At 57.1% G+C, this 26099-nt stretch carries 35 protein-coding genes and 1 riboswitch; of the genes, 21 read left to right on the top strand and 14 right to left on the bottom strand.

The genetic code is table 11. The features are described 5' to 3' along the window. The first annotated feature begins 511 nt into the window (after positions 1-511). The 6 genes from IT763_RS13580 (at position 512) to ompC (ending at position 8323) form a co-directional block, all read left to right on the top strand. Entirely contained in the window at positions 512-1726 is a 1215-nt protein-coding gene (locus IT763_RS13580; RefSeq protein WP_015378175.1) for an aspartate aminotransferase family protein, read from the top strand. A gap of 52 nt (positions 1727-1778) precedes the next feature. Then, positions 1779-2813 carry an arginine N-succinyltransferase gene (gene astA, locus IT763_RS13575; protein ID WP_206194774.1) on the top strand — a complete coding sequence of 345 codons (1035 nt, stop codon included), beginning with the start codon at positions 1779-1781 and terminating at the stop codon, positions 2811-2813. Next, on the top strand, positions 2813-4285 hold the full coding sequence (gene astD / locus IT763_RS13570) for a succinylglutamate-semialdehyde dehydrogenase (RefSeq protein WP_049299188.1): 1473 nt from the start codon (positions 2813-2815) through the stop codon (positions 4283-4285). Before astA ends, astD begins: the two co-directional genes overlap by 1 nt. 52 nt (positions 4286-4337) lie before the next feature. Continuing rightward, positions 4338-5678: an N-succinylarginine dihydrolase gene (gene astB / locus IT763_RS13565; RefSeq protein WP_049299161.1), complete on the top strand. Its 1341-nt coding sequence runs from the start codon at positions 4338-4340 to the stop codon at positions 5676-5678. A 10-nt stretch (positions 5679-5688) separates the two neighbouring features. Then, positions 5689-6672 (top strand): succinylglutamate desuccinylase, encoded by a 984-nt coding sequence (gene astE, locus IT763_RS13560; RefSeq protein WP_049299162.1) that lies wholly within the window; start codon positions 5689-5691, stop codon positions 6670-6672. A gap of 568 nt (positions 6673-7240) precedes the next feature. Continuing rightward, a complete protein-coding gene (gene ompC / locus IT763_RS13555; protein WP_016927387.1) occupies positions 7241-8323 on the top strand; it encodes a porin OmpC in 1083 nt (360 codons plus the stop codon). Between the two features lie 82 nt (positions 8324-8405). On the opposite strand, the gene IT763_RS13550 is transcribed toward ompC, so the two are convergent. Further along, positions 8406-8630, bottom strand: a complete 225-nt coding sequence (locus tag IT763_RS13550) for a biofilm development regulator YmgB/AriR family protein (RefSeq protein ID WP_016927388.1) — start codon at positions 8628-8630, stop codon at positions 8406-8408. Positions 8631-8753: 123 nt separating this feature from the next. Further along, on the bottom strand, positions 8754-8945 hold the full coding sequence (locus tag IT763_RS13545; RefSeq protein WP_004934567.1) for a YebW family protein: 192 nt from the start codon (positions 8943-8945) through the stop codon (positions 8754-8756). A 228-nt stretch (positions 8946-9173) separates the two neighbouring features. Here IT763_RS13545 and lysM point away from each other — a divergent pair, with 228 nt between their 5' ends. From lysM to IT763_RS13520, 5 genes are all read left to right on the top strand, one after another. Beyond that, complete coding sequence (gene lysM / locus IT763_RS13540) at positions 9174-9620, top strand: peptidoglycan-binding protein LysM (protein ID WP_016927389.1); 447 nt, start codon at positions 9174-9176, stop codon at positions 9618-9620. A gap of 266 nt (positions 9621-9886) precedes the next feature. Then, complete coding sequence (locus tag IT763_RS13535; protein WP_016927390.1) at positions 9887-10042, top strand: hypothetical protein; 156 nt, start codon at positions 9887-9889, stop codon at positions 10040-10042. A gap of 23 nt (positions 10043-10065) precedes the next feature. Beyond that, entirely contained in the window at positions 10066-10230 is a 165-nt protein-coding gene (locus IT763_RS13530; protein WP_004934557.1) for a hypothetical protein, read from the top strand. 105 nt (positions 10231-10335) lie between these two features. Further along, positions 10336-11277: a pirin family protein gene (locus IT763_RS13525; protein ID WP_049299163.1), complete on the top strand. Its 942-nt coding sequence runs from the start codon at positions 10336-10338 to the stop codon at positions 11275-11277. 427 nt (positions 11278-11704) lie between these two features. Beyond that, positions 11705-12058, top strand: coding sequence for a DUF1304 domain-containing protein (locus IT763_RS13520; protein WP_049299164.1), 354 nt, complete (start codon positions 11705-11707; stop codon positions 12056-12058). Positions 12059-12079: 21 nt separating this feature from the next. On the opposite strand, the gene IT763_RS13515 is transcribed toward IT763_RS13520, so the two are convergent. Then, the gene (locus IT763_RS13515) at positions 12080-12466 is read right to left on the bottom strand and encodes a helix-turn-helix domain-containing protein (RefSeq protein WP_004927697.1); all 387 of its coding nucleotides are present in this window, start codon (positions 12464-12466) and stop codon (positions 12080-12082) included. 445 nt (positions 12467-12911) lie between these two features. Next, a complete protein-coding gene (locus IT763_RS13510; protein ID WP_049299165.1) occupies positions 12912-13124 on the bottom strand; it encodes a YccJ family protein in 213 nt (70 codons plus the stop codon). Positions 13125-13308: 184 nt separating this feature from the next. Here IT763_RS13510 and IT763_RS13505 point away from each other — a divergent pair, with 184 nt between their 5' ends. Next, entirely contained in the window at positions 13309-13548 is a 240-nt protein-coding gene (locus tag IT763_RS13505; RefSeq protein ID WP_004927692.1) for a DUF2766 family protein, read from the top strand. A gap of 40 nt (positions 13549-13588) precedes the next feature. On the opposite strand, the gene IT763_RS13500 is transcribed toward IT763_RS13505, so the two are convergent. Then, complete coding sequence (locus IT763_RS13500) at positions 13589-13822, bottom strand: YobH family protein (RefSeq protein ID WP_004927690.1); 234 nt, start codon at positions 13820-13822, stop codon at positions 13589-13591. A 161-nt stretch (positions 13823-13983) separates the two neighbouring features. Here IT763_RS13500 and IT763_RS13495 point away from each other — a divergent pair, with 161 nt between their 5' ends. Further along, a complete protein-coding gene (locus IT763_RS13495) occupies positions 13984-14142 on the top strand; it encodes a PhoP/PhoQ regulator MgrB (RefSeq protein ID WP_004927688.1) in 159 nt (52 codons plus the stop codon). Positions 14143-14223: 81 nt separating this feature from the next. Next, positions 14224-14499, top strand: coding sequence for a YebO family protein (locus IT763_RS13490; RefSeq protein WP_033640075.1), 276 nt, complete (start codon positions 14224-14226; stop codon positions 14497-14499). A gap of 39 nt (positions 14500-14538) precedes the next feature. Here the strand turns inward: IT763_RS13490 and fos are convergent, their stop codons facing one another. After that, positions 14539-14946 carry a fosfomycin resistance glutathione transferase gene (gene fos, locus IT763_RS13485; protein ID WP_049299166.1) on the bottom strand — a complete coding sequence of 136 codons (408 nt, stop codon included), beginning with the start codon at positions 14944-14946 and terminating at the stop codon, positions 14539-14541. Positions 14947-15116: 170 nt separating this feature from the next. On the opposite strand from fos, the gene IT763_RS13480 reads away from it, so the two are divergent. The 3 genes from IT763_RS13480 (at position 15117) to IT763_RS13470 (ending at position 17267) form a co-directional block, all read left to right on the top strand. Beyond that, entirely contained in the window at positions 15117-15419 is a 303-nt protein-coding gene (locus IT763_RS13480; RefSeq protein WP_016927397.1) for a phage protein NinX family protein, read from the top strand. A gap of 74 nt (positions 15420-15493) precedes the next feature. Beyond that, on the top strand, positions 15494-15730 hold the full coding sequence (locus IT763_RS13475) for a DUF4060 family protein (protein ID WP_004927680.1): 237 nt from the start codon (positions 15494-15496) through the stop codon (positions 15728-15730). A gap of 175 nt (positions 15731-15905) precedes the next feature. Beyond that, entirely contained in the window at positions 15906-17267 is a 1362-nt protein-coding gene (locus IT763_RS13470) for an amino acid permease (RefSeq protein WP_016927398.1), read from the top strand. Positions 17268-17313: 46 nt separating this feature from the next. Here IT763_RS13470 and IT763_RS13465 read toward each other — a convergent pair whose 3' ends face one another. Next, a complete protein-coding gene (locus IT763_RS13465; protein ID WP_033640076.1) occupies positions 17314-17604 on the bottom strand; it encodes a hypothetical protein in 291 nt (96 codons plus the stop codon). 219 nt (positions 17605-17823) lie between these two features. Here IT763_RS13465 and IT763_RS13460 point away from each other — a divergent pair, with 219 nt between their 5' ends. Then, a complete protein-coding gene (locus tag IT763_RS13460) occupies positions 17824-18858 on the top strand; it encodes an MBL fold metallo-hydrolase (RefSeq protein ID WP_016927400.1) in 1035 nt (344 codons plus the stop codon). A 151-nt stretch (positions 18859-19009) separates the two neighbouring features. On the opposite strand, the gene IT763_RS13455 is transcribed toward IT763_RS13460, so the two are convergent. Then, positions 19010-19234, bottom strand: a complete 225-nt coding sequence (locus IT763_RS13455) for a hypothetical protein (RefSeq protein WP_143778219.1) — start codon at positions 19232-19234, stop codon at positions 19010-19012. A 306-nt stretch (positions 19235-19540) separates the two neighbouring features. On the opposite strand from IT763_RS13455, the gene IT763_RS13450 reads away from it, so the two are divergent. Then, positions 19541-19657 carry a DUF2627 domain-containing protein gene (locus IT763_RS13450; RefSeq protein ID WP_002211058.1) on the top strand — a complete coding sequence of 39 codons (117 nt, stop codon included), beginning with the start codon at positions 19541-19543 and terminating at the stop codon, positions 19655-19657. Positions 19658-19698: 41 nt separating this feature from the next. Continuing rightward, the gene (gene cspE / locus IT763_RS13445) at positions 19699-19908 is read left to right on the top strand and encodes a transcription antiterminator/RNA stability regulator CspE (RefSeq protein WP_002221949.1); all 210 of its coding nucleotides are present in this window, start codon (positions 19699-19701) and stop codon (positions 19906-19908) included. A gap of 52 nt (positions 19909-19960) precedes the next feature. Here the strand turns inward: cspE and pgeF are convergent, their stop codons facing one another. Continuing rightward, a complete protein-coding gene (gene pgeF, locus IT763_RS13440; protein ID WP_004927619.1) occupies positions 19961-20677 on the bottom strand; it encodes a peptidoglycan editing factor PgeF in 717 nt (238 codons plus the stop codon). Between the two features lie 161 nt (positions 20678-20838). Here pgeF and rlmA point away from each other — a divergent pair, with 161 nt between their 5' ends. After that, positions 20839-21657, top strand: coding sequence for a 23S rRNA (guanine(745)-N(1))-methyltransferase (rlmA, locus tag IT763_RS13435; protein ID WP_033640078.1), 819 nt, complete (start codon positions 20839-20841; stop codon positions 21655-21657). 62 nt (positions 21658-21719) lie between these two features. Here the strand turns inward: rlmA and mntP are convergent, their stop codons facing one another. The 5 genes from mntP to manX all read right to left on the bottom strand — a co-directional run bounded on the left by mntP (position 21720) and on the right by manX (position 25889). Next, positions 21720-22289: a manganese efflux pump MntP gene (gene mntP / locus IT763_RS13430; protein ID WP_025159822.1), complete on the bottom strand. Its 570-nt coding sequence runs from the start codon at positions 22287-22289 to the stop codon at positions 21720-21722. Positions 22290-22296: 7 nt separating this feature from the next. Next, positions 22297-22483, bottom strand: a riboswitch (yybP-ykoY riboswitch). Between the two features lie 218 nt (positions 22484-22701). Further along, the gene (locus IT763_RS13425) at positions 22702-23160 is read right to left on the bottom strand and encodes a DUF986 family protein (protein ID WP_197817636.1); all 459 of its coding nucleotides are present in this window, start codon (positions 23158-23160) and stop codon (positions 22702-22704) included. Positions 23161-23214: 54 nt separating this feature from the next. Next, positions 23215-24057 carry a PTS mannose transporter subunit IID gene (locus IT763_RS13420; protein ID WP_015378157.1) on the bottom strand — a complete coding sequence of 281 codons (843 nt, stop codon included), beginning with the start codon at positions 24055-24057 and terminating at the stop codon, positions 23215-23217. 15 nt (positions 24058-24072) lie between these two features. Continuing rightward, positions 24073-24873 carry a PTS mannose/fructose/sorbose transporter subunit IIC gene (locus IT763_RS13415; protein WP_015378156.1) on the bottom strand — a complete coding sequence of 267 codons (801 nt, stop codon included), beginning with the start codon at positions 24871-24873 and terminating at the stop codon, positions 24073-24075. Positions 24874-24929: 56 nt separating this feature from the next. Continuing rightward, positions 24930-25889: a PTS mannose transporter subunit IIAB gene (gene manX, locus IT763_RS13410; RefSeq protein WP_004927601.1), complete on the bottom strand. Its 960-nt coding sequence runs from the start codon at positions 25887-25889 to the stop codon at positions 24930-24932. Positions 25890-26099 lie beyond the last annotated feature (210 nt).

Below are 26099 nucleotides of genomic sequence, written 5' to 3'. Positions count from 1 at the left end.
GCCGCACCCGATGGGGGCAAAAAGTGTGATAGCGAGCAAATTGGGTGAAATTATTTTTGCGAGCCCGATCAGAAATCCTGAAGTTTTTCGTAATTGAATAGGATTTCGCACGCAATGATGATTTTAGGCCTTATTTTTTAATTTATGCATTACCAATGCATAGAAAATGAATAAATATTCACTATAAGCCGTTGTTTTAACGTAAAAAATAGCAAAATCCGGCAAAAATCCCGTTTTGGCACGATAGCTGCTCTACACTCTTTATCAAACGACATGTATTTTAACTGCTCGTTAACATTTACTCCCCGCTCAGGGACCGGATATACGCCATAAATAGTGAAAAACCGATTTTATGTAACAGATTTGTTTCTAAATCAGCGGTGAGGGACAGCATTTTCTCCGCCGCGAAAGTCGGTTTTGAACAACGGTTTTTTTGCATTGTGGCGGTCTAACCGGGCTTGAGCGGCCCTTACAGTCAAAATTCAGCCTTTGCTGAGATTATGAGGTCACTATGGAACAGCCAATCGCAGTTACCCGCCAGTCTTTCGATGACTGGATGGTCCCGGTTTATGCCCCTGCCGATTTTATTCTGGTGCGTGGCGAAGGATCGCAGGTGTGGGATCAGCAGGGTAAGTCTTACATCGATTTCGCCGGCGGCATCGCGGTTAACGCGTTGGGCCATGCGCACCCGGCGGTCAAGGCGGCGCTGGTGGAGCAGGCGGGCAAACTGTGGCATCTGGGCAATGGTTATACCAACGAACCGGTACTGCGTCTGGCCAAAAAACTGATCGACGCCACGTTCGCCGACAAGGTGTTTTTCTGTAATTCGGGTGCAGAAGCCAACGAAGCGGCGCTGAAACTGGCGCGCAAGCATGCGCACGACCAGCACGGCGCCGGTAAAGATCAGATTGTGGCGTTCAACAACGCGTTCCACGGCCGTACGCTGTTCACCGTTTCCGCCGGCGGCCAGCCGAAATATTCGCAGGATTTTGCGCCGCTGCCGGGCGGCATCACCCATACGCCGTATAACGATCTGGCCGCAGCGGCCGAGCTTATCAACGATCGCACCTGCGCGGTGATCGTCGAGCCGATCCAGGGCGAGGGCGGCGTGCTGCCGGCGGAGGCCAGTTTCCTGCAGGGGCTGCGTGAACTGTGCGATCGTCATAACGCGCTGCTGATCTTCGACGAAGTGCAGACCGGCGTCGGCCGCACCGGCCACCTGTATGCCTACATGCAGTACGGCGTGGTGCCGGACGTGCTGACGACCGCCAAAGCGCTGGGCGGCGGCTTCCCGATCGGCGCGATGCTGACCACCGATGCGCTGGCGAAAACGCTGGGCGTCGGCACCCACGGCACCACCTACGGCGGCAACCCGCTGGCGACGGCGGTGGCGGGGGAAGTGTTCTCCATCATCAACACGCCGGAAGTGCTGGAAGGCGTCAAGCAACGTCACCAGTGGTTCATCGACGGGTTGAACGACATCAACCGCCAGTACCCGATCTTCGCCGAGATCCGCGGGGGCGGTTTGCTGATCGGCTGCCAATTGAAGAAAGATTATGCCGGCAAAGCGAAGCAGATCACCCAACTGGCCAACGAAGAAGGCGTTATCGCGCTGATCGCCGGCCCGGACGTGGTGCGTTTCACGCCGTCGCTGATCATCCCTGAGCAGGATGTGAAAGAGGGGCTGGCGCGATTCGCGCGCGCCGTGGCGCGCATTTGCAGCTAATCAGCGGGCTGCGCCTTCACCGGCGCAGCCTGATTCAGAAGAGGTTCGCATTATGATGATTATTCGCCCTATAGAGCGTCGCGATCTGGCGGATTTACTGACGCTTGCCGGTAAATCCGGCATCGGTCTCACTTCACTGCCGCAGAATGAAGATACCTTGTCGGCACGCATTGAGCGGGCGTTAAAAACCTGGCAAGGCGAACTTCCGCAAAGTGACCAGTGTTATTTGTTCGTGTTGGAAGACAGCGAGCGCCGGCAGGCGGTGGGGGTCTGCGCGATCGAAGTGGCCGTCGGCCTGGCGGAACCCTGGTACAGCTTCCGCGTCGGCACGCAGGTGCACGCTTCCAAACAGCTGAACGTCTATAAATCGGTGCCGACGCTGTTCCTGAGCAACGACCATACCGGGCATTCGGAACTGTGCACGCTGTTCCTCGATCCGGATTATCGCCACGGCGAGAACGGCAAACTGCTGTCGAAGGTGCGTTTCCTGTTTATCGCCGCGTTCCGTGAACGCTTCTCCCGCCGTCTGATCGCCGAGATGCGCGGTTTCTCCGATGAAAACGGCCGTTCGCCGTTCTGGGAGAGCGTCGGCCACCGTTTCTTCTCCATCGAGTTCGCCAAGGCGGACTACCTGAGCGGCACCGGGCAAAAGGCGTTTATCGCCGAGCTGATGCCGAAACACCCGTTGTATGTCGATTTTCTGGCCGAAGATGCGCAGAAAGTGATTGGCGAAGTACACCCGCAAACCCTGCCGGCGCGCCGGTTGCTGGAGGCGGAAGGCCTGAGCTATCAGGGCTACGTCGATATCTTCGACGGCGGTCCGACGCTGGAAGCGGAGATCGACCATATCCGCGCGGTCAAGCAGAGCCGCCTGGTGAAAGTGATGCTGGATGACACGCCGATGCGCGCCGATGCGCCGGTGCATCTGGTGGCCAACGACAACTATCAGAATTACCGCGCACTGTTGGTCAATGCCGATCTGTATGACGACCGCCTGCATATCAACGCCGCCACCGCTGCGGCGCTGGGCGTCGAACAGGGCAGCCCGGTGCGGGTGCTCCCCCTTATTGCACAGGAGAAAGCATGATGTCCCATCCTGCTCTGTTGATTAACGGCGTCTGGCGGCAGGGCCGCGGCGCCGAGTTCGGCAAGGCCGATCCGGTCGGCAACCAGCCGCTGTGGCGCGCTAACGCCGCCGACGCCGACGACGTCGCCGCCGCCTGCGAAGCCGCGCGCGCCGCGTTCCCCGCTTGGGCGCGCACGCCGTTCGAGCAGCGCGAACAGCTGGTGAAACGCTTCGCCGCCTTGCTGGAAGAACACAAGCAGTCGCTGGCGGAAACCATCAGCCGCGAGACAGGCAAGCCGCGTTGGGAAACGCTGACTGAAATTCAGGCGATGATCGGCAAAGTGGGCATTTCGCTGCAGGCCTATCAGACGCGCACCGGTTTTAGCCAGACGGCGATGGCCGACGGCGCTTCGGTGCTGCGCCACCGTCCGCACGGCGTGCTGGCGGTGTTTGGGCCTTACAATTTCCCCGGCCATCTGCCGAACGGCCATATCGTGCCGGCGCTGTTGGCCGGTAACTGCGTGGTATTCAAACCGAGCGAGCTGACGCCGTTGACCGCCGAGGAGACCCTGAAACTGTGGCTGCGGGCCGGTCTGCCGGACGGGGTGATCAATCTGGTGCAAGGCGGCCGCGAAACCGGCGAAGCGTTGGCGGCCAGTGCGGATATCGACGGTCTGCTGTTCACCGGCAGCGCCGGCACCGGCTATCACCTGCATCGCCAATTGGCGGGGCAGCCGGAGAAGATCCTGGCGCTGGAGATGGGCGGCAACAATGCGCTGATCGTCGACGGCTTCGAGGATCGCGACGCGGCGGTCAACCTGGCTATCCAGTCGGCGTTTATCTCCGCCGGCCAACGCTGCACCTGTTCGCGTCGGATTCTGGTGAAGCAAGGGGCGGAAGGCGACGCTTTTATCGCGCGTTTGGTTCAGGTGGCGGGCGAACTGCGCGTCGGCCGTTGGGATGCCGAACCGCAGCCGTTCATGGGCGGGGTGGTGTCGGCGGCCGCGGCGGAAAACATGCTGAAAGCGCAGCAACGTTTGCTGGCGCTGGGCGGCAAATCGCTGCTGAGCATGCGTCTGCTGGAGCCGGGCAGTTCGCTGCTCAGCCCGGGCATCGTCGATCTGACCGGCGTGGCCGGCGTACCGGACGAAGAGTATTTCGGGCCGTTGACCACCATCGTGCGTTATCGCGATTTTGACGAGGCGCTGCAGCTCGCCAACCGGACGCGCTACGGCCTGTCGGTGGGGCTGGTATCGCCGCAGCGCGAGCTGTTCGAGCGGCTGTTGCTGGAAGCGCGCGCCGGCATCGTCAACTGGAACAAGCCGCTGACCGGGGCGTCTAGCGCGGCGCCGTTCGGTGGCGTGGGGGCCTCAGGCAACCATCGCCCAAGCGCCTTCTATGCGGCGGACTATTGCGCCTGGCCGATGGCTTCGCTGGAAAGCGAAAGCCTGTCGCTGCCGGCCACGCTCTCGCCGGGCTTGTCGTTCCGTTAATCGTCTGCGGCGGCGCGATGGCGCTGCCGCACGCTATCCCCAGGGGATAAACATGTCAGGATATGAAGTCAATTTCGACGGTTTGGTGGGGCCGACGCACCACTATGCCGGGCTGTCGTTCGGCAACGAGGCGTCAACGCTGCATCAAAACAGCGTATCGAACCCGAAGCTGGCGGCGAAACAAGGTTTGCTGAAAATGAAGGCGCTGGCCGATCTCGGTTTCCAGCAAGGGGTCTTGCCGCCGCAGGAGCGGCCGCATTTGCCGATGCTGCGTCGCCTGGGTTTCAGCGGCAGCGATGAGGCGGTGCTGGCGCAGGCGATGCGTCAGTCGCCGCGCCTGCTGTCGGCGCTCAGCTCGGCGTCGTGCATGTGGACCGCCAATGCGGCCACCGTGTCGCCTTCGGCGGACAGCGCCGACGGCAAGGTGCACTTCACCGCCGCCAACCTGAACAACAAATTCCACCGCGCCATCGAAGCGGAGACCACCACCGCCGTATTGCGGGCGATGTTCAGCGACGATCGGCATTTCGCCCACCACGAGGCGCTGCCGCAGGTGGCGTTGTTCGGCGACGAAGGGGCGGCCAACCATAACCGTTTGGGCGGTGATTACGCCAAGCGCAGCGTGCAGGTGTTCGTCTATGGTCGTCAGGAATTCGGCGGCGAAACGGCGCCGGCGCGTTATCCGGCGCGCCAGACGCGCGAAGCCGGCGAGGCGATCGCTCGCCTGCACCAGTTGGATGAACAGCATACGGTCTTCGTGCAGCAAAACCCGGCGGTGATCGATCAGGGCGTGTTCCATAACGACGTGATTGCGGTCAGCAACCAGAACGTGCTGTTCCATCATCAGCAGGCGTTCTACCGCCAGCAACAGGCGCTGGATGAAGTGCGCCGCAAGATGGCGACGCTGGACAGCGAGCTGGTGGCGATCGAAGTGCCGACAGAGCGCGTCTCGGTAGCGGACGCGGTGGCGACCTATCTGTTCAACAGCCAAATTCTTACCAAACCGAACGGCAAGATGATGATCGTCGTGCCGGAGGAGTCGCGTCAGCACGCCGGCGTGTGGCGTTACCTCAACGACATGGTCGGCAGCGGCGGCCCGATCGATGAAATCCGCGTGTTCGACCTGCGTGAAAGCATGCGCAACGGCGGCGGCCCTGCCTGCCTGCGGTTGCGGGTGGCGCTCAACGAACAAGAGTTGAGAGCGGTCAATCCGCGCGTGATGATGAACGATCGGCTGTTCGCAACATTGAACGAGTGGGTCGATCGTCATTACCGCGACCGCCTGACGCAGGATGACCTGGCCGATCCGCTGCTGCTGCGCGAAGGGCGCGAGGCGCTGGATGCGTTGACGTCGATCCTCGGTCTCGGCGCCATTTATCCGTTCCAACGCTAAGGGAGGCAGCATGATCGATCTACTGCCCCTGACGCTGGAAGGGAACGAACCCGTCGAATGGCAAGGTGAAACACCGCAGCTGCGGTGGCGCTGGCAGGGGGAAGGGGTGCTGGAGCTTACGCCGCGACAGCCTTACCGCCAGGCGATGGTGATGTCGGCGGGCGTGCACGGCAATGAAACCGCGCCGATTGAACTGCTCAATCAACTGGTCGGCGATCTCCTTGCCGGCCGGTTGCCGCTGACGGCGCGACTGTTGGTGGTGCTGGGCAACCCGGCGGCGATGCGGGCCGGCAAGCGTTATCTGCACAGCGATATGAACCGCATGTTCGGCGGCCGCTACCGCAACTTCGCCGCCAGCGGCGAAACCGTGCGCGCGCAACAGTTGGAGCGTGCGCTCGCCGCCTTTTTCGATGGGGAGCAGGCGGCGCGTTTCCATTACGATTTGCACACCGCCATCCGCGAATCGCGTTTGCCGCGTTTCGGCATTCTTCCCTTTCAGAAACGCCCGTACAGTGAGCCGATGTTGAAGCTGCTGGATGCCGCCGATCTGGATGCGTTGGTGGTACACAGTGCGCCGGGCGGGACGTTTAGCCATTACTCCAGCGAACATCTCAATGCGGCGAGCTGTACGCTCGAGCTGGGCAAGGCGCGGCCGTTCGGCAGCAACGATCTGCAGCAGTTCGCCGCCATCGATCGCGCTCTGCGGGCGGCGGTCAGCGAAGGGGCGCTGCCGGTGCGTGCGGGCGCCGAGATTCGGGTTTTCCGTGTGATGCACTCGTTGATCAAGCACAGCGAAGATTTCAAACTGCATCTGGACGATGACACGGCCAACTTCACCGAGCTGGAACCGGGCATGTTGCTGTGCGAGCAGCCGCAGGAGGACTATCGCGTCGGCCAGGAGGGGGCGTGGATACTGTTCCCTAACCCCAGCGTGGCGTTGGGCCTGCGTGCCGGCATGTTGTTGAGCGAAGTTTCCCGCTCTACGCTGTATTGATTTATCCACGGTGGCGCCGTCAGCGCGCCGCCGTTATTCCTTTCATTATTTTAATCTGCTATTTCCCGCTATTTTTATTCCCGTAAGGCGAGTTTTATTCGTCACGAATCCGTGTCTTTATGCGAATGAATAGAAGGCAGTGTCAGGTCGTTATCTGAAAGCCTTAATTGCCTGGTGAGTTTGTTAAGATAAAAATGTGAAATAAGTAACGTTTTTAATAACCATGCTAATTTTGTTGTTACTTTTGAATCGCGCAGAAAGCACGCAAAACGAAACTGAATTGCACCATAATAGTGCATTGCACCGTTTTGGTTATAACTTATGTGATAAAAAATTCTTATATTCAATGAGTTGAGTGATTTCTTTTTTGTAATATTTAGTTACACATAAACATGCTTTCTCCTCGTTGTTTCATGAACTTTTTGATTTTAAGTTTTGATTCATGATGCTAATGTCACATCACCCCAGCATTAGGGGAGCTCATAAAATACCAAAAGATAAAATCACAGCCCAAATTATAAATTGGGCGTGACGGGCAGGGTTCTAATTATAATATCTAGGAAAATAAATGATGAAACGCAGTGTATTAGCCTTAGCTGTCGCCCTCGGGGCGATCACCTCCTTCGCCAACGCGGCTGAAATCTACAATAAGGATGGTAATAAACTCGACCTGTACGGCCGCGTTAACGCCAAGCATTATTTCAGCGACAGTAAGTCCAACGACGGTGATATGACCTATGTTCGCCTGGGCTTCAAAGGCGAAACGCAAATCAATGACCAGTTGACCGGCTACGGCCAGTGGGAATACAACGTCCAGGCCAATCACGACGAAGCGCAAGGCACCGCCGGCACCAAAACGCGTCTGGGCTTCGCGGGGCTGAAATTCGGCAACTACGGTTCTTTCGACTACGGCCGTAACTACGGCGTGGTGTATGACGCCGAGGCTTACACCGACATGCTGCCGGAATTCGGCGGCGACTCCTACAGCTATACCGATAACTTTATGACCGCCCGTTCCAACGGTTTGGCCACCTACCGCAACCGTGATTTCTTCGGTTTGGTGGAAGGCCTGAACCTGGCGGTGCAGTATCAGGGTAAAAACGACGGTGACGGCCGCAGCGTGACCAAGCAAAACGGCGACGGTTACGGCCTGTCTCTGGACTATCAGGACATCGGCGGCACCGGCATCGGCGTAGCGGCGGCGTTCTCTGATTCCAACCGCACCAGCAAGCAAAAAGAGCTGCAGTATGGCAAGGGTGACAGCGCTACCGCCTGGACCACCGCGGTGAAATACGACGCCAACCAGGTTTACCTGGCCGCGATGTATGCCGAAACCCGTAACATGACGCCGATCAGCGTCAACGGCACTTCCGGCTTCGCCAATAAAACGCAAAACTTCGAAGTGGTGGCTCAGTATCAATTTGAGAACGGCCTGCGTCCTTCCGTGGCTTACGTGCAGTCCAAAGGCAAGGATATCGAAGGGATCGGTGATGCCGACCTGGTGAAATACGTGGAAGTGGGGGCGACTTACTACTTCAACAAAAATATGTACACCTACGTCGATTATCAAATCAACCAACTGAGCGACGATAACAAACTGAAACTGGCCAACGATGATATCGTTGCCGTCAGCCTGACGTATCGTTTCTAATTCTGCAATTTCATTACCTTCATCCTGTGTCGGGATTGGTAATCAGGCAGGGCGCAAGCCCTGCCTTTGTTTTATCGGGAACTCAGCCTTTTGGCGCCAACCCGACCAGCTCAATGGCGGAACGCAGCGCGGCGAAACGTTGCTGATCCTGCTCCCGCTCTATTTCGGTCACCAGCTGTGAAAGAATATTGCCGCCGGATACCTTTTTATGGTTTTTGATTAACTGCAACACTGCGTCGCCTAACGCCAGGCTGACGTCGCGCAGCAGAGTTTCATATTGCTCGTTGGAATGAGCCGATGCTGGCATGACCTTTCTCTGTCTCTCTCTTCTTCGGGAGCCGCAATTTAGCAAAACAGCGGCCTTATGCCTCGGAGGAAGACGAAGTTTCCGATGAAATCAGAAATTCCTCAGCATCGCGCGGGGAGGAGGTTAAAAATCGGAATATTCGCTGGCTGGCAACCAGAAGCCGTCGATAAACTCTTCCATGGGATAACAGCCGGCGTGTCGCAAGTTCTGTTCCTTCATCGCGACCAGGCATTGCGGCTCGTCGCGCAATATATCGACCACCATTTCACTGCAGCCGCCATCCAGATAACAGACAAACATCACCAATGCGTACATCGTTGCACGCCTCCTTCGTCGAGTTGCCTTGTCTGCAACAGTGTAGGTAGAAAAGCGCGATTTTTCAGCATCATTGCGCGATTAATCGCCATGGAAACGCCGCTGACGACACTTTCGGAATACTCTACCCGTTTCTGACGCCGTAAGCGGATGGCATATCCTTTTGTCGATGCTAAGCTTAACAAGCCTTACTTAAACGCATTACTGCAACCATCAAAAGGAGTGAATATGGGCTTGTTTAACTTCGTCAAAGAAGCGGGCGAAAAACTGTGGGATACAGTCACCGGCAATGCCTCCGCCGAAGATCAAAGCGCCAAACTCAAGGAACATCTCGATAAGAGCGGCCTGCCGGGCACCGACAAAGTTGATGTGCAGGTGGTCGATGGTAAAGCCGTAGTGACCGGCGACGCCGTCAGCCAGGAGTTAAAAGAGAAGATCCTGGTGGCTATCGGCAACGTGGCGGGGATCAGCGGCGTGGAAGACAAGGTGGCGGTAGCGCAATCCGACGCCGAGAGCCGCTTCTATACCGTGAAGAAGGGCGATACGCTGAGCGCGATCTCTAAAGAGATGTACGGCAACGCCAATCTGTACAACAAGATTTTCGAAGCCAACAAGCCGATGCTGTCGAGCCCGGACAAGATTTATCCGGGGCAGGTGTTGCGTATCCCGCAATAACGCATCGGTCTACCCAGGCCCGGTTACGTACCGGGCTTTTTTTTTGTCCTCTGCAATAGGCGTCTCTTATTTCCCTGCGATCTCCATTCCAGTTACATCTCCCCTGTGTACCTGCTCGCTCGCCGGCAGGCGCGGTGTTGACCCTGATGGGGAAAATTGATAGCGTCATCCCCCGGTTGAGGCCGGAGCGACCAAGTCAGCGACGTTGGCGCCTTATTCTGAGGGGATGTTTTGCCCCGTCAAACAGCAATGCAGCAGTTGAACGAGTGAAAACCGATTTAGTGAAACAACAGCGTAACGCCTCAACGGATAAAAATTATCGAGAAACCTTGGGTGATGCGCAATTTGCGATCGTCGTGTTGGCGGTGGCGTCCTGCTCACTGATTATCTTTACGCTGGCGGTCACGCTGTGGGTGACCTGACGCGATTAACTAGGGGAGATAAAATGGAGCCTAATCTCCATGATGAAACCAAACTGCTGGCGATCATCGGCCTGTTGGTGTCCGTGCTGCTGGTGGTATCAATTCTCTTTGGCGTGACCTATTTCTCCGATCTCAGGCACGCGCATGACGATATAGACATCAAGAGCTGCTATATCAAAGCACCCTGAACCGCGCGGACGTGCCTGCACGTCGTCGCTCTGCGGGGGAGCTGTCCTGTGTTAAGCTTGGGCGGTTACCCTTGGCGAATCGGCGCCATTCAGGAGGTCTTTGCGATGAGTCAGCCACGTCCTACGCTCTCTTCACCTTCACGCGAGTGCCCCGTCGTTGACGGCGTGCGCCAGATACAACGTATTGCCGTGCGTAACGCCGAAGTGGGGGGCATTCCGATCAACCGCGCGTTGCCAACCCGGGAGCGGCGCACCGTCGGCGCCTGGTGTTTTCTCGATCACGCCGGGCCGACGGTATTCAACGGCACTTCGCTCGGCATGGATGTGGGGCCGCATCCGCACACCGGGCTGCAAACGTTCACCTGGATGATAGAGGGTGAGGTGCTGCACCGAGACAGCCTCGGCAGTGAGCAGGTAATTCGCCCGGGGCAGGTTAACCTGATGACCGCGGGGCACGGCATTGCGCATACGGAACAGTCGGTGGGCGAGCAGCGGCGGTTGCATGCTGCGCAATTATGGATCGCGCTGCCGGCCGAACATGCCGACATGGCGCCACGCTTCGATCATTATCCTGACTTGCCGCAATGGCAGAATAACGGCGTGAATCATCGTTTGTTGGTCGGGGAATTTGGCGCTTATCGTTCACCGGTGTTTACTCTTTCGCCATTAATCGCCATTGATCTGGAATGGGAAGAAGCGGCAAGAATCGAATTGCCGTTGCGCGATGATTATGAAATCGGCTTTTTGCCCCTTATTGGTGCATTTGAACTTAATGGTGAAATCTTTTCACCTGATGAATTCGCCTATTTGGGCATGAAGAATAACTCTATTGGGTTAAATGCACAGAAGGGGAGCCGGGGATTACTCATCGGTGGGGCGCCATTAAACGAAGAGATCCTTATCTGGTGGAATTTCGTTGGCCATACCAAGGCTGAAATTACTCGGGCTCAGCATGATTGGGAACAAGGCGCGCCGCGTTTCCCGACGGTTAGCGGTTATTCTGGTGAGCGCATGGCCGCACCACGCCTGCCTTGGAACGATGTTTGATAGCGTTAGGATATAATCGCCGCGATTATTCGGCTTATTTCGCTCTAATAAGGCGTAATTAATGTGATCGCGGCTCCAGCTTTACGACAATATAAGGGTTCTCGGCGGAAAAGTGATCTGGCGCATATAACGACAGTGGGAAGAAGTTTAGGATAATCCTCAGGAAGTCAGGTTGTCTCCCGTTAGTCAGATGTCAGTGAGGTCATTATGAGCCAAGTACTTTATCGTGCAAGATTGTCCCATGTCGTGGTTGCCACGGCGCTGTTTTGGGTCTCTGTCGCGGCATTGTTGGTCGCCGTATTAAACTAACCTCAAAAAATGACTCCTGCATAAACCCGCTTCGGCGGGTTTTTTTATCTCCGCCGATGGGATGGTGAGCGAAGGAGTTTATAATTGATGACATCTTCAATAAACGACTGGAACCACCATGAAGTTCTTTGCCGATATTTTGCTGCTGCTCATCGCAGCGCTCCATCTTTATATCCTGGTGCTGGAAATGTTCCTGTGGCGTACGCCACTCGGCAGGCGCGCATTCGGCACAACGGCGGATTTCGCCGCAGCCACGCGGGTGTTAGCCGCCAATCAGGGGCTGTACAACGGCTTTCTGGCCTTGGGGTTGGCATGGAGCTACTGGCGTGAGGATATGGCACTGCAGCTGTTCTTTCTCGGGTGTGTGCTGGCGGCCGGGGTGTTCGGCGGGTTGAGCGCCAGCCGCAAAATTCTGTGGGTGCAGGCGCTGCCGGCCACGATTGCGATGCTGGCGGTCTGGGGGGCGCGTTAACCCGCCGATTTGCGGCGGGCTTCAGGCGGATTTTTGGTGAATGACGTGCAGCGGCGGATCGATGTGCAGGTCAACGCTCAAATCCTGGCGGAAATCATAGGGTGTGATATTAAAACGCTTTCTGAACATGTAGGTGAAGTGGGACTGAGAACCGAAGCCAAAGTCCAGGGCGATGTCGAAGATCGACGCTTCACTGCTGCGCAGTTGATAGACCGCGCCGGCCAGACGGCGTTCGCGAATGTATTTACCGAGCGAAATCCCTGTCGCTTCTTTGAACAGCTTCTGCATGTGCCACAGCGAGTAGCCGGAGTACTCGGCCAGCTCTTCGAGATGGATCACTCGTCCGAGGTGAGTTTCGACCCATTTGCTGAGGGCGCAGACCAACGAGAGGTGGTGTTCTTGTATCATCAGTGCGTCAGTGTGAGACCTACATAGCGGTGAAGTATACACAACTTGCCGCCGTGGACAAAAATGCCGCCCGTGACGGGGGGCAATTATTCGGAAAAACCGTTTGACCGCCGCTTGTCAGCCGAAAGGAAAAACGGCTAATCTGGGACTGTCGCCGCCGCGGTGGGGGGCGCAAAGAAAGCCGCAGCAAGAACCGCCAAAACAGAGTCAGCCGTAACAACTCAACGTTGATGGGGTGATCGCATGTTAATGACAGTGATTATTACTCTGGTTGTAATCGTGGGCGTCGGCGCTTTTATGGCGACGCCGGTGATGAGCATGAAAAATGCGGAAGGTGTGGGAGGTGAAGAACCGTGAGAGCAAGAGACATGCACGCCGCTGAGCGGGGCGAGCGCTAATCGGGAAAGCCTGGGTCAGAAACCCGGGCTTTTTGTTGCGTAACCGCTCAAACGTTTTTCCGCTCGACGGTTTCCTCTCCCCAATAAAGCTGGTCGGCGGTGGTTTTGGCAAAGGCCTTCACCAGCGCTTCATCACTGCCTTCTTCCCAGATTTTCTGCGCCAACACTTCATCGTTCCCTGCCAGCTCAAAAATGGCTTCGGCGATTTCCACCGAAGTTTCACGCACTGTCGCCCAGGATTTCACATTGTGATTCGCCATAACTTTCTCCTGTTGGTTGTGGCTTGCGAGTGGTTTTTACCACCGCCATGCAGCAAGTATAGGCCAATCCGCCGCAGGCTTTTGCCAGCCGGTGCGCAGAATGGGGAAAAAGACGGGGAGAGCGGGCAATGGCGCGGACGCCATGCTATTCTGTGCGGCGTTTGAATCAAGAAGGAAATTTATTATGTCTGACATGCTGAGCAACGAGCAGGAACTGGCTTCCGATCTGGTCGCTTGCCAACTGGTCATCAAACAGATTCTGGACGTTATCGACGTGATTGCGCCGACCGAAGTGCGCGACAAGATGGCGGGTCAGCTCAAAAGCATCGATTTCTCCACGCATCCTGCCGGCGCCGATCCGGTGACCCGCCGAGCGATTGACAAGGCGATTGCGCTGATCGAGATGAAGTTTACCCGCAACTGAGGCGGGGCCGCCGCAGAGCGGCGGCGTCGGGCGGTGGCGGTTAATCCACCACCGTTTCGATTTTCTTGAACAGCGGGCAGTCGGCTACGCCGATGAAACCGTTGTCGCCATTCACGTACTGGGCGATCGCCACGTTGCGCGCCGTCAGGTATTTGCACTGCAATCCCAACCCGCCAACGTTTTTGTTGCTGCCGATCAGCACGCCGTAGCCCGAGATCAAAAAGCCGCCGTAAATGACCGCCAACACCAATACCCACTTAATCAATTTGCTCATCGTATTTCCTCGTTATCCCTGAGGGTTCATCTAGCCACGGCGCCTATGCGAGGGCAAGGGTAACAGTCTGAAAACCGGGCGATAGCCAGAAATCTAAACGGAAAGTTAAACTTCGTTTAACTTCGCTGTGATAACATGCGCGATAGATTACCAAGATAACAATGAGGCTGCTAAATTTGTTGCGAAAAAAAATCCTCGTGATAATGACGGCCGTCGCTGCCTGCCTGTTTTTCTACCTGCTGGCGCTGGACAGCTATTGCGACGATGGTGGAAATTTTGCGTTGGGCATCTGTTCGGTGACCCGCTTCGTGCCCTGGTAAGCAATTTTTGGCAGGGATGTTCGCACGGCCGCCGCGAGTGTTAAGATGGCGGCCTGAATTTCGCAGTAGATAGGGTTGTCCATGTACGATTTAGGTTTTGGCCAGAACGGCCTGTTGTCGCTGGCCCTCGCCGCCGTGGCGTTGCTGGCCGGGCTGTGGGTCTGGTTCCTGGTGAACCGCGCCAGCGTGCGCGCCAACGAGCAGATTCGCCTGTTGCAGGAGATTGCCGAGCAACAACGCCAGCAAACGGCGCTGTTGAAGCGTATGGCGCACCGCGCCGGCGCAGACGGCGCCGCTGCTGCTGACGACGATCTCAACCCCGCGCTGGATTTCAAAGGTTTCATCCCCGAACGTTGAGCATGATGCCCCGGCCGACGGCTGCGTCGCCGGGGCGCCTCAGTAAAACACCATGCCCTGATACGGCTTTTTCCGGCATGCCGCCAGGCGGCTGGCCAAATCGCCGGCATGGATCTCCAATTGATGCCCATCGGGATCGAGAAAATAGAGTGATTCGCCTTCGCTGCGATTGCTTTTCCACTCTTCGACGCCGGCCTGGCGCAACCGCTCGCTGACCTGCTCAATGTGTTCCGGCGCGACGCTGAAGGCGTAATGGGTGTAATCGCGCTCGCGTTGTTGCATGCGCGTTTCATCCAGCGACAGGCATAGCCACAACGGCCCTAACGAAAGATAGGCGCCGCCTTGCCAGCGGGCGTGCGGGATAAATCCCAACAGATGACGATAAAAATCGAAGCTGCGATCGAGATTGCTGACGGCGAGCGTCAGATGGTTAAGGCCGGTCAACATGCATGCGTTCTCTGGGCGCTGAACAGGGAGAAAAGTTTACGCAGGCGCTAAGGAAAGATAAAGGGGACAAAGCATTAGTAGAGATAATGTGAAAACCGGCGGCGCTGTCATAAAACTGTCGTACAGACATCGTAATGTAGCGCGAACCTTACGAAAGATGGATGAAGCCGATGATTAAATGGTACGAAGAAAGCGATGCCGAAGTGAACCGCAGCATTGCGCTGCTGACCGGCGAGAACCCGGACAAGTGGTATCCCTACGGTGGTGTGAAAGGTAAAGATTACTGCAAGAATCCCTCCGATGCCTGGCCGATCATTTGCGCCAACAAAATCAGTCTGAACCCCGACAACCAAAGCGACAGCCCGCAGTGGCAGGCGCGCATGAGCACTCAGGGCGGTGAATGGCAGGCGGACAGCGCCAGCCCGCTGCGCGCGGCGATGATCTGCTTCCTGATGAGCCGACAGGTTAACTGAGTCGAACAATACCGGTGATTGGTAAGAGTTTCTCCTTTTTCTAATAACAGAGCTGTCGTTGGCGGAGGCTGTTTATGAAGCGCATTATCAAAGGTGATAAAAACTTGTCTCATCTGGTGATTGCCCATGCGGCGATCGATCGTCATGCCGAAAGCTTCGGCCAGCGCCGTCAGGGCTGGCCCTCGACCTACCTGATAAAATATCAAAACGATCGCGTGGCGGTGGAAGTGGTCACGCGTAGCCAATCTTATGTCGCCACGCTGATGATCGGCGCGCGCAATCTGACCAAACTGTGCGGTATGCCTGGCTGAACGCTGCCGTTATCCGCTTTCTCGCGGTAAAAAAATCGCGCTCCGGCCTGCCGTCTCGGGGCGCTTCTCCTTGATGCTCACGGGGTTAAGTGTTAAAAAGCCGCCCGCAGATACATTTATTGATTGGTGAAATCTTGGCCGATAGCGGCAAGGGTATACGCCATATGAGGATAAGATGGGCGGTCAGCATCAGGATACTCCGCTAAAACGCGGTTTAAAAAACAGACACATACAGCTTATTGCCCTCGGGGGCGCCATTGGTACCGGTTTATTTCTCGGCATTGCGCAAACCATTAAAATGGCCGGCCCCGCCGTGCTGCTGGGCTACGCCATCGGCGGTTTTATCGCATTTTTGATCATGCGCCAGCTGGGCGAAATGGTGGTGGAGGAGCCGGTCGCCGGCTCTTTCAGTCACTTTGCCTATAAATACTGGGGCGATTTCGCCGGCTTCCTTTCCGGCTGGAACTACTGGGCAATGTTCATTCTGGTCGGCATGGCGGAATTGACCGCCGTCGGCATCTACATTCAGTACTGGTGGCCGGAGATCCCCACCTGGGCCTCCGCCGCGCTGTTTTTCGTGCTGATCAATCTGATTAACCTGGTGAACGTGCGCCTGTACGGCGAAACCGAGTTCTGGTTCGCCATCATCAAGGTGGTGGCGATTGTCGGCATGATCGTCTTCGGCGCCTGGCTGTTGGCCAGCGGTAACGGCGGGCCGCAGGCCAGCATCACCAACCTGTGGCAGCAGGGCGGCTTTATGCCGCACGGCTTCTCGGGGCTGGTGATGGCGATGGCGGTGATCATGTTCTCGTTTGGCGGCCTGGAAATGGTCGGCATCACCGCGGCGGAAGCCGCCGATCCGCGTCGCAGCATTCCCAAAGCCACCAATCAGGTGGTGTACCGCATCCTGATCTTCTATATCGGCTCGCTGACCGTGCTGCTGTCGCTCTATCCGTGGGGGCAAGTGGTGGAGGGCGGCAGCCCGTTCGTGCTGATCTTCCATGCGCTGAACAGCAATCTGGTGGCAACGGTGCTCAACGTAGTGGTATTGACCGCCGCGCTGTCGGTCTACAACAGCGGCGTTTATGCCAACAGCCGCATGCTGTTCGGGCTGGCCAGCCAGGGCAATGCGCCGAAGGCGCTGACGCGCGTGAATAAACGCGGCGTGCCGGTGCTGTCCATCGCGCTGTCGGCGTTGATTACTTCGATCGGCGTGCTGATCAACTACCTGATGCCCGGCAAGGCGTTTGAGCTGCTGATGGCGCTGGTGGTTTCAACGTTGGTGATCAACTGGGTGATGATCTGCCTAGCGCACCTGAAATTCCGCGCCGCCAAGAACCGCCAGGGCGTCATTCCCAGCTTTAAGGCGCTGTGGTATCCGTTCGGCAACTACCTGTGTCTGGCGTTCCTCGGCCTGATTCTGGTGATCATGTATTTCAGCGAGGGGATCCGCATTTCGGTGTTGCTGATGCCGGTGTGGGTTGCGGTGCTGTGGTGCGGGTTTATGCTGACGCGCCGCAAAGGCGGCAAGCGTTAATCCGTGTGCTGCGGAGGCGTATGGCACGCCTCCGCTCCTTTTCTCGTTAGCCGCGCGGCATAAAGGCGCGGCCCTCACCGTGACCCCGCCCCAGCAGTTTCCGGCACAGCAGCAGTAGAGTGCTGATCACGTCGATGGCGACTACGCTGAGCATCAGCAGAGTCAACATGAAGAATCCAAGCAGCGAACCGCCCAGCAGCACCAACGGTGCAGGCACGCGCAGCCGGCGCAACTTCATGGCGAAATACATTTTCCAGTATTGCTTCTGCGCCAGCAGCGCGCTGCGAATACGGCGCCCCAGGCTTGAGCCTGATTTGCGGGATGTAGAACGACTCATAACTTCTCCTTTTCTGTATGCCCTACAAGTCAATCACAAAGATCTTAAGAGAGTCTTAACGGGCTCTTGGCGGCCCTGGCTTTCCACCGGAGTGAGACAACAGCATACGGCAAAAGGTCCCGAGATGCAGCGCACGGCTGACAAAGTGCGAGCTTCATCGGGTTTGTTACACTGAAAGTCATGCCCGCGCAGGGCGCAGTGGTCGGGAGAAAAGGCAGGATGAAAAGAATCAACCGTTATTACGACGCGGCCAAGGCGCATCATACGCCGGAGGGATTTCGCAACCTGGAACCTTCGCGGCGTCAGGAGGGCGATCTTCAGCGTTGGCAAGATGAACGCAAGCGGCAGGGGCTGCCCAGACCGCCGCAGCAGGGCTACGCACAATTTACCGAACGCTGGTGGCAACCTGCCGATCTCAGCGGCAGCGACGACTGCGTTTGGTGGTTGGGGCATGCCTCGATGCTGCTGCGGTTGAGCGGGCGTTATATCCTGATCGATCCGGTGTTGTCCGAACGCGCATCGCCACTGAGCTTTTACGGCCCGAAGCGCAGAACGCCGCCGCCGCTGACGGTGGAGCAGCTGCCGGCGGTGGATGCGGTGCTGATCTCCCATAACCATTATGATCACCTTGACAGGCGCACGGTGCGGCAATTGGCGCGGCGTTTCCCTCAGGCCGAGTTCATCGTGCCGCTTGGCTTGAAGCGCTGGTTCCGCCGTTATCGGCTGAAGGCGCATGAGCTGGACTGGTGGCAGAGTCTGCCGTTGGGCGAGCTGACGGTCTACGCCACGCCGGCGCGGCACTGGAGCATGCGCACGCTGTGGGATCGCAATCGCTCGCTGTGGTGCGGGTGGGTGATCCACCATCCGGCGCTGCGGTTTTATTTTTCCGGCGACAGCGGTTATTCGGAACGGCTGGCGGAGATCGGTCAACGGCTGGGGCCGTTCGACGTGGCTGCGCTGCCGATTGGCGCCTATGCGCCGCGCTGGTTTATGCAGGAGCAGCATATGGATCCGCAGCAGTCGGTGGCGCTGTATCGCGAGCTGAATCAGCCGCGCGCCATTCCCATCCATTGGGGGGTATTCGAACTGGCGGATGAATCGCTGGACGAACCGCCGCAGCAGTTGAACCTGGCCCTGAGCGAGGCGGGGTTGGAGCAGCATCAATTCCTCCCGCTGAAGATTGGCGAGCGCATCGCGTTGCAGGATGCTCAGCAAGCGTTGTCTCTTCGCCCTGCGGTACAGAGGAAAGAATAAGAGCAACGGTTTGAAAGCGCGGCAGTAATTAGCAAAATTGATAAGATCGGGTGGTGATTCAAATAACCACCCGATCTTCAGGATTTAATTCAACGCCACACTTTTGCTATTCATAAGATTATTCCGGCTATTGGGGATAATGACCTTCGGATTATTTATGATAGAACCACAGGCAAGCGGGATATGTGCCGGCGCTTTGCATGCTTATGCATCCGTTGCGCAGGGCGGAGACGTCGCCGCCGACCCGCGCGCCGTTGTCGCCCGCGCCGTTTGGCGGCAGGGCTGAAAGCCGATGATGAATGGGCTTTCCGGCGGTAAATGGTCGGAGGAGCGATGAATAAATTGGCCCCCGTTCATCGATATTCAGATGTTGCATATCAAATTCCATAAAGATTCAAATTTTTTAACGCTATAAGCGGCCAAAAAGCGGAAATGATGAGACGGAAAGGCGTCAATACGATGAAAGTTTTGTTAAAACTCCAGCAGAATGCGGGGTCTGGCGCAGTGATTCTGGCAAGCAGAAAATAGCCGATGCTTCAACATCTTTTGGCCTATTTAAGCAAATGTGGCGCTCGACCGTTTCAAATATGTGCGACATGTCGTTCAGTGATTAAAAATGGCTTGCCATCGCATACAGAGTATGTGATAACGCATCTGGGTAAAACGAGGTACAGTTCTGTATATGTGTGGCATTTTCAGTAAAGAAGTTCTGAGTAAAGACGTTAGCGTTGAATACCGCTTCTCTGCCGATCCTTATCTTAGTGCCTCAAGCAGTAACGACTCTAGTTTGTCTATGTAACGCCCTCGGGCGGTTTAAACAATCCAAAGGAAATACTCAAGATGGCAAAGATCAAAGGTCAAGTTAAGTGGTTCAACGAGTCTAAAGGTTTCGGTTTCATCACCCCGGCTGACGGCAGCAAAGACGTGTTCGTACACTTCTCTGCAATCCAGGGTAACGGCTTCAAAACCCTGGCTGAAGGCCAGAACGTTGAGTTCGAAATCCAAGATGGCCAGAAAGGCCCATCTGCAGTAAACGTTACTGCTATCTAATCAGCGTCAGCTGTACAAAAAGCCCGCCTTCGCGCGGGCTTTTTCGTTTCCGTCATCCGGCGGCGATGATGATGCCGGCGTACTGGTTGCGGCCTTTGATCCCCGGATGCGTCGGATCCTGCGCGCGCCGGTGGCTGTTGCGGCGATAGCTGGTGTATTTGAAGCGCTGCGGCCGCTGCGGGTCGACGTCCGGCGTGCAGATGGTGCAACTGCCGGCGCGGTCAACGGCGGCGAAGCCGAGCGCCGCCAGCTTGTATTCGGCAATTGCGGCCAGATCCAGATGCCGGTAATGCGGGCTGATCAGCGTGGCGGGCAGCGGCAGGCGCTGTTTAAAACTCTCCACCAGCGCTTCATCGACTTCGTAGCAGCACGGGCCGGCGGCAGGGCCGATGGAGACGACCCAATCGGCGGTGTCGCCGTCCTGGCGAATGCGCGCTGCCATCTGTTCCAGAATGCCGTCAAGCAGTCCGCGCCAGCCGGCGTGAACCGCTGCGATGGCGCCGCCGTCACGGCGGCTGAACAGCACCGGCAGGCAATCCGCCGTCAGTACGCTGAGCAGAATGCCGGGCTGGCGAGTGTAGAAACCATCGGCCTCGCCGCACGCCTGCGCCGGCTGCAGCACGTCGACGATGCGGGTGCCGTGCACCTGTTTTTTTTCCGGCAGCGTGGCGCTGTAGGGCAGCAGGTGCCCGGGCAGCAGCGCGAGTTTGCTGCCGAAGCCGTGCTGAATATGGGGCACCGCATCGAGCAGCGCGGAACGATCGCTCATAAGTTATGTTCACCTGCGTGAGAAAACAGACTCTCAGTGTAGCCAGCTTTTTCCCCGCTTGGCCAGGTGTTGTTGGCGGCGAAAGCGAGCGGGGATGCGCCTTGCATCAAGCCGACGCCTTCTTTAGACTAGCCGCGCCCTGTCTTTCTGGAAGCCCATTCATGTCTTATCAATGCCCTCTGTGTCATCAACCGCTGTATTTTTCATCACAACACTGGCGTTGTGACGGCAATCATCAGTTCGATCAAGCCAAAGAAGGCTACGTGAATCTGCTGCCGGTGCAGCACAAACGATCGAAGCAGCCGGGAGACAGCGCGGAAATGATGCAGGCGCGGCGCGCGTTTCTCGACGGTGGATATTATCAGCCGTTGCAAGCGCAGGTGGCCGAGTGGCTGGATTTGGCGCTGGCGGCCGATGCAGGCACGTTATTGGACATCGGCTGTGGGGAAGGGTATTACACCGCCGCCGTGGCCGCCAGGCTGGCGCAGGAGCGCACTATGGCGGTCTATGGGCTGGATGTCGCCAAGGTGGCGATCCGCTATGCCGCTAAACGTTATCCGGCGGTCTCGTTCTGCGTTGCCTCCAGTCACCGTTTGCCGTTCGCCGACGGGGCGCTGGATGCGGTCTTGCGCATTTATGCACCCTGCAAGGCGGAGGAGCTGGCGCGAGTAGTGAAGCCGGGCGGCGTGGTGCTGACGGTGTCGCCGGGCCCGCGTCATTTGTACCAGCTGAAAGAGCAGGTGTACCAGCAGGTGCAGCTGCATGCCGAACAGGATGAACAGTTCGACGGATTCGACTGCGAGCGCAAAGAGGCGCTGGCCTATACGATGACCCTACCGGGCGCGCAGGCCGCCAATCTGCTGCAGATGACGCCGTTCGCCTGGCGCGCTACGCCGGAGGTGCAACAGCGGTTGGCCGAGGGCGGCGAGTTTGTGTGCGAGACGGATTTCGTGCTGGCGTTGTACCGACGTCGCGCTTAAGGGGCCTTGAACTCAGAAACAAAAAAACCTGCCGCGGCAGGTTTTTTTGCAGTTCGGTCACCTCAGGCCAGGTAGCCGAGGTGCTCCAGCAGGATGTTGACGCCGATACCGATCAACACCACGCCGCCGAGGATTTCGGCGCGTTTGCCCAGCAGCGGGCCGATAAAGCGGCCGATCATCATGCCCAGGGTCGCCATGATCATGGTGGCGCAGCCGATGGCCATCGCGGTGTGCACGATGTTCACCTGCAGGAAGGCCAGACCGACGCCGATCGCCATGGCGTCGAGGCTGGTGGCGATGGCGGTGGCCACCAGCAACCAGAAACCATGACGTTTGACCTTCTCTTCTTCGTCGGGCCTGTTGCGCACCCCTTCGACGATCATGCGCATGCCGAGAATAAACAGCAGCGAGAAGGCGACCCAGTGATCCCATTCCATGATGTATTGGCTGGCGAACAGGCCGATGGCCCAACCGATGAGCGGGGTGATCGCTTCGACCACGCCGAAGATCAGGCCGGTGCGGATCGCTTCGCGAAAGCGCGGTTGATGCAGACTGGCACCTTTGCCGATCGAAGCGGCGAAAGCATCCATGGACATGCCGAAAGCGAGAATAAGCGTTGCTGAAAGGTTCATGTGAAATAGCCTCGGCCGGGTGGCTCCATATACACGTAACCCACCCCCAACCAAACGACGGAGTTACGTGTCTATGGTCTCGCCAACCTTACCTGGCTGCCCGCACCACGTTTCATACGGCGAAACGAGTATGTTGATACGGGCGTTTCTGGTTTTTATTCTCCAGAAACCGGCTACTCCCCAATGACGGCGCAACCATACCATATTATTTCCGGTGCCGACAACTTTATTCTGGCGTGATTTTTGTTCTTAATTGAGACTCGTTTTCATTAATCTGAGTTCATGTGGGAATATAATGTAGACGCGGGTAACAATGTTGCGGAAATAATAGTCAGAAAGGAAATGGCGCTGCCGATTAATTATCCACAAGCAGCGCAAGGTTTGAGCGAAAGTAAAATGAGTTTTTCTTTATTTATTGATTATCAATGAAAAAGTGGTAAATCTTCTCCAGGTCGTCCAAGTGCGTCACCTGAACCAACAGCCGGCGCTGTTCCAGGTCGACGGCCAGAATGCCGTCCTCCGATAAATTCATGGCTTTAATGCGGTTATATTCGACAAACACATTGGCGAAGAAAAATCCGTGCGCTTTAAACACCATCTTGGGCGCGCGAATATAAGAAACATAGATAGCGAGCAGCGCCAAAGAAATAAGCAGATAGGTGGTTAATACCGCGCCGTTGTCGGTGACATTGCGGTAAATCAGAATGGCGATCAGGCCGATGAAAATCAGGCTGTCGAGGCGGTTACGACGTTTGAGCGGCACTTTGAGCCGCGTTTTGCCTTTCAGCAGATCCATGCCGAATTCGTCATACAGCGAATACAGCAACAGCAGGGCGATAAACAGCATCAGTACGGCGTCGGTCAGTGACATCTCTTGCTCCACACATAAAAAAGCCGGGGGTTGCCCCCCGGCCGTTTCGAACGATTACAGGCCCAGCAGGCCAATCCAATAGCCAAAGATGCCAATGACGAAGAAGCCGATAATGATCCACAGCGCGTTGACTTTCTTGCGCAGCAGCCACATACAGGCGAAGGTCAGCAGCAACGGCACCAGGCCCGGCATCAGCTGGTCGAGGATGGTCTGCACCGTGGTGACGTTGGTATGCCCGGTCTGGTCGGTTATCTTGGACACCACCAGCGGGATATTCACGTGCGTCCACTTGTTGACCAGCGCCCCCATGACAAACAGGCCGAGAATGGACGCTCCTTCCGTCAGTTTCTGCAGGAAGCCGCCGCCCATGTCGTTGACGATATCGACCCCTTTGCGGTAACCGTAGGCCACGCCGTAGTAGCGGGTCAGCAGGCGCACCAGGTTGAACAGCACGAAGAACAGGATCGGTCCAAGCAGGCTGCCGCTCATGGCGATGCCCGCCCCAAGCGCGGCGAATACCGGCCGCACGGTGCCCCAGAAGATCGGGTCACCGACGCCCGCTAGAGGCCCCATCAAACCGACCTTGATGCCGTTGATTGCGGCGTCGTCGATCGGCGCGCCGTTGGCGCGTTGTTCTTCCATCGCCATGGTCACGCCGAGCACCGGCGCCGCCACGTAAGGGTGGGTGTTGAAGAACTCCAGGTGACGCTTGATCGCCTGTTTGCGATCGTCATTGTTTTCCGGATACAGGCGACGGATCACCGGCACCATCGAGAAACAAAAACCCAGCGCCTGCATGCGTTCGAAGTTCCATGAACCCTGGAACAGGTTCGAACGCAGGAATACGCCGCGAATATCGGCCGGCGTGAGTTTCTTTTGAGCAGTTGTATCAACCATTTCTCTCACCTATTCCTAGTCGAGTTCGTTATCGAGATCGTTCGCGTTAGCCGGGCCGGCCTGGACAACCTGAGACTTGTTGTATTTCGGGCTGAGCTGGATATACAGCACGGCCATCACCACGCCGATGACGCCGAGCGCCACCAGGTTGAAGTTGGTGAAGGCGGCGGTAACGAAACCGAGATAGAAGAACGGCATCAGGTAGCCGGCGCGCATCATGTTAATCACCATTGCGTAACCGACCACCACGATCATGCCGCCGGCGATGTTCAGGCCGCTGGTGACCACTTCCGGGATCGAGTTGAGCAGGGCGTGCACCCCGGCGGTGCCCACCGAGATGGCGACGATGACCGCCGGGATGGCGATACGCATCGCCTGCAGCAGCAGGGCACCGACATGGATCCAGCTAATGGCGCGCAGGCTGCCGCGCTCCGCCGCGCTGTCGGCTGCGTGCTGGAAGGCCACGGTGAGGGTTCGCACGATGATGGTTAACACCTGGCCGGCCGCCGCCAGCGGAATGGCCAGGGCGATACCGGCGCCGACGCTTTGCCCACCGGCAATGACCAGGATGGTCGAGATGATGGACGCCAGGGCGGCATCCGGCGCGACCGCCGCGCCGATGTTCATCCAGCCGAGCGCGATCATTTCCAGCGTACCGCCGATGATGATGCCGGTTTTCATATCGCCGAGAATGAAGCCGATCAGGGTACAGGCGACCAGCGGACGGTGGAACTGGAACTCGTCGAGGACGGAACCCATCCCGGCGATACAGGCAACGATAAATATCAGCACAATCTGAAGAGTGGTGATCTCCATTGCACTTCTCCTATGACCAAAAAAGCTCTGAGTAAAATAATCAGCGGCTGGCGCCACTAATTGAGTTTGTTAATCAGGTCCATCATTTTTAGCCGGCTGTCGGACGAGACCTTACGCACCTCCAGCTCGATACCGCGATCGTTCAGTTTCTTAAACGCTTCGATATCTTTTTCATCGACGGAAACGGCGTTGTTCACCTGGGTTTTCCCCTGGCGGAACGCCATGCCGCCGATATTGACGGATTGAATATCCACGCCGCCCTCCACCAGACGCCAGACGTCGGTCGGATTGGTAAACAACAGCATCACGCGGTCGTTGGCGTATTTGGGGTTGTTCCAGACGCGGATAGCCTTCGCCACGTCCACCACGTGGGCGGTGACGCCCGGCGGGGCAACCTGAGTCAGCAGGGTTTTGCGCACATGGTCGGCGGCGACTTCATCGCTGACGACGATAATACGGCTGACGTTGGTCTCTTTGGTCCAGCGGGTAGCGACCTGGCCGTGGATTAAGCGATCATCGATGCGCGCCAGGCCGATTTTCATGTGGTCGTTAGGCCCCAACGGCGCCTGAGGGGCAGCGGCTTTGGCGACGGGCGCTGCGGGTTTTGCGGGTTCTTCCTGCGGTTTTTTCAGCGCTTTCACGCCTTCTCGGCCGGTTTCCAACGCCAGCGCCACCAGTTCATCGAAAGCGGGGTTGTCGTCCCGCGCCATGAAGGTTTCCACCAGCATCGGGATGTTGACCCCGGTGACGACCTCATAGTTTTCTTTGTCGACCGCAATGCGGCTGGCGGCGTTGAACGGGCTGCCGCCCCAGGTATCCACCAGGAACAGCACGCCGCCGCTGGTATCCAATCCACTGATTTTCTCGTTGTACTTGACGATTAACGTTTCGGCATTCTCACCGGGAACGAAGTCTATAAAGGCGACGTTGTCCTGCTCGCCCAATAGCATCTCCGCCGTTTTCAGCAGTTGTTCCGCTGCAGCCCCGTGTGTGCCGATGATAATAGCTATTGCCACTCGCTACCTCCTCGTTGAACTCCAGACGCGGTTTGTGTCGTTTCTCCGCGCCGTCTTGGCAGTCACTTCCGCGGTTCAGATACATTATGGTAGAAAAAAAGAAACGCACGCCTAACATTTCTCACGCAGTTTCAAATGCCTGTGCGTGATACTTCACGAACGCGAGATTTATTTTAGTGAGTGAAAAAATATTTTTTGTGACGCTGCTCC

Origin of the sequence: Serratia sp. CMO1 (assembly GCF_015689115.1) — a bacterium.
Lineage (GTDB): Bacteria > Pseudomonadota > Gammaproteobacteria > Enterobacterales > Enterobacteriaceae > Serratia > Serratia marcescens.
The sequence above is the reverse complement of the archived record's forward strand: the minus strand, read 5'-3'. Positions and strand labels throughout refer to the sequence as shown.

Coding starts and splice junctions, on each gene's coding strand:
- IT763_RS13505 (WP_004927692.1), top strand. CDS start 13,309: ATGTCTGACATGCTGAGCAACGAGCAGGAACTGGCTTCCGATCTGGTC.
- IT763_RS13460 (WP_016927400.1), top strand. CDS start 17,824: ATGAAAAGAATCAACCGTTATTACGACGCGGCCAAGGCGCATCATACG.
- IT763_RS13525 (WP_049299163.1), top strand. CDS start 10,336: ATGAGTCAGCCACGTCCTACGCTCTCTTCACCTTCACGCGAGTGCCCC.
- IT763_RS13495 (WP_004927688.1), top strand. CDS start 13,984: ATGAGGCTGCTAAATTTGTTGCGAAAAAAAATCCTCGTGATAATGACG.
- IT763_RS13415 (WP_015378156.1), bottom strand. CDS start 24,873: ATGGAGATCACCACTCTTCAGATTGTGCTGATATTTATCGTTGCCTGT.
- IT763_RS13425 (WP_197817636.1), bottom strand. CDS start 23,160: ATGTCACTGACCGACGCCGTACTGATGCTGTTTATCGCCCTGCTGTTG.
- IT763_RS13580 (WP_015378175.1), top strand. CDS start 512: ATGGAACAGCCAATCGCAGTTACCCGCCAGTCTTTCGATGACTGGATG.
- IT763_RS13530 (WP_004934557.1), top strand. CDS start 10,066: ATGGAGCCTAATCTCCATGATGAAACCAAACTGCTGGCGATCATCGGC.
- IT763_RS13490 (WP_033640075.1), top strand. CDS start 14,224: ATGTACGATTTAGGTTTTGGCCAGAACGGCCTGTTGTCGCTGGCCCTC.
- cspE (WP_002221949.1), top strand. CDS start 19,699: ATGGCAAAGATCAAAGGTCAAGTTAAGTGGTTCAACGAGTCTAAAGGT.
- fos (WP_049299166.1), bottom strand. CDS start 14,946: ATGTTGACCGGCCTTAACCATCTGACGCTCGCCGTCAGCAATCTCGAT.
- IT763_RS13515 (WP_004927697.1), bottom strand. CDS start 12,466: ATGATACAAGAACACCACCTCTCGTTGGTCTGCGCCCTCAGCAAATGG.
- astB (WP_049299161.1), top strand. CDS start 4,338: ATGTCAGGATATGAAGTCAATTTCGACGGTTTGGTGGGGCCGACGCAC.
- IT763_RS13545 (WP_004934567.1), bottom strand. CDS start 8,945: ATGTACGCATTGGTGATGTTTGTCTGTTATCTGGATGGCGGCTGCAGT.
- lysM (WP_016927389.1), top strand. CDS start 9,174: ATGGGCTTGTTTAACTTCGTCAAAGAAGCGGGCGAAAAACTGTGGGAT.
- IT763_RS13480 (WP_016927397.1), top strand. CDS start 15,117: ATGATTAAATGGTACGAAGAAAGCGATGCCGAAGTGAACCGCAGCATT.
- pgeF (WP_004927619.1), bottom strand. CDS start 20,677: ATGAGCGATCGTTCCGCGCTGCTCGATGCGGTGCCCCATATTCAGCAC.
- IT763_RS13450 (WP_002211058.1), top strand. CDS start 19,541: ATGTGTGGCATTTTCAGTAAAGAAGTTCTGAGTAAAGACGTTAGCGTT.
- IT763_RS13510 (WP_049299165.1), bottom strand. CDS start 13,124: ATGGCGAATCACAATGTGAAATCCTGGGCGACAGTGCGTGAAACTTCG.
- rlmA (WP_033640078.1), top strand. CDS start 20,839: ATGTCTTATCAATGCCCTCTGTGTCATCAACCGCTGTATTTTTCATCA.
- IT763_RS13550 (WP_016927388.1), bottom strand. CDS start 8,630: ATGCCAGCATCGGCTCATTCCAACGAGCAATATGAAACTCTGCTGCGC.
- IT763_RS13420 (WP_015378157.1), bottom strand. CDS start 24,057: ATGGTTGATACAACTGCTCAAAAGAAACTCACGCCGGCCGATATTCGC.
- IT763_RS13475 (WP_004927680.1), top strand. CDS start 15,494: ATGAAGCGCATTATCAAAGGTGATAAAAACTTGTCTCATCTGGTGATT.
- astD (WP_049299188.1), top strand. CDS start 2,813: ATGTCCCATCCTGCTCTGTTGATTAACGGCGTCTGGCGGCAGGGCCGC.
- IT763_RS13455 (WP_143778219.1), bottom strand. CDS start 19,234: ATGCAACATCTGAATATCGATGAACGGGGGCCAATTTATTCATCGCTC.
- IT763_RS13500 (WP_004927690.1), bottom strand. CDS start 13,822: ATGAGCAAATTGATTAAGTGGGTATTGGTGTTGGCGGTCATTTACGGC.
- IT763_RS13465 (WP_033640076.1), bottom strand. CDS start 17,604: ATGAGTCGTTCTACATCCCGCAAATCAGGCTCAAGCCTGGGGCGCCGT.
- astA (WP_206194774.1), top strand. CDS start 1,779: ATGATGATTATTCGCCCTATAGAGCGTCGCGATCTGGCGGATTTACTG.
- ompC (WP_016927387.1), top strand. CDS start 7,241: ATGATGAAACGCAGTGTATTAGCCTTAGCTGTCGCCCTCGGGGCGATC.
- IT763_RS13520 (WP_049299164.1), top strand. CDS start 11,705: ATGAAGTTCTTTGCCGATATTTTGCTGCTGCTCATCGCAGCGCTCCAT.
- astE (WP_049299162.1), top strand. CDS start 5,689: ATGATCGATCTACTGCCCCTGACGCTGGAAGGGAACGAACCCGTCGAA.
- mntP (WP_025159822.1), bottom strand. CDS start 22,289: ATGAACCTTTCAGCAACGCTTATTCTCGCTTTCGGCATGTCCATGGAT.
- IT763_RS13470 (WP_016927398.1), top strand. CDS start 15,906: ATGGGCGGTCAGCATCAGGATACTCCGCTAAAACGCGGTTTAAAAAAC.